Origin of the sequence: Pyxidicoccus fallax (genome assembly GCF_012933655.1) — a bacterium.
GTDB lineage: Bacteria > Myxococcota > Myxococcia > Myxococcales > Myxococcaceae > Myxococcus > Myxococcus fallax.
Genome location: NZ_JABBJJ010000766.1, coordinates 1 through 521, shown reverse-complemented (window position 1 = coordinate 521; position 521 = coordinate 1). Strand labels below are relative to the sequence as shown.

Here is a 521-nt window from a genome sequence, read left to right as displayed (position 1 = left end):
CACCCTGCCCGTCCCGGACACCCTGCCCCGCCTCCGCGCCGCCGTGCGTGCTTACGACGACCACGTCCTCGCCCGGCTGGCCGCGGAGCCGCATCTGGAGCCCGTCGCCTCCGCCCTCGCTCGCCTGCCCGAGTCCCTCCGCGCCCGCGGCGTCGCCTTCCTCGCCTCCCGCATCCTCACCCGGCTCGGCTTCACGGCCGGCACCGCGCTGAGCCCCGCCCTCGCGCGGCGCGTGCTGGACCGTCCTCCCACGGAGCTGCTCCAGGCCGGCTACACCGCCCTGCGCGAGTCCGGCACCGACGCCGTGCTGGAGCGGCTCGCCGAGGGCTACGAGGCCCTGGCCAGCGCCGCCCGCCGCGCGCAGGCCCTCCTGGGCGACGCGGAGGCCTTCACCCTCGAGAACCTGGAGCACCTCCAGGGCAAGGCCCAGCGCATGGCCCTGGAGCAGGCCGTCGAGGCCGCCGAGGCCCTGTCCCGCTCCCTGCCCCCGAAGCTCCGCGCGCGCCCCGTCTCCACCGGCC

1 pseudogene is annotated in these 521 nt (G+C 78.1%); it reads left to right on the top strand.

Annotation, left to right across the window (positions count from 1 at the left end):
• Nucleotides 1-521: pseudogene (locus tag HG543_RS54075) on the top strand (hypothetical protein); the annotation flags it as partial.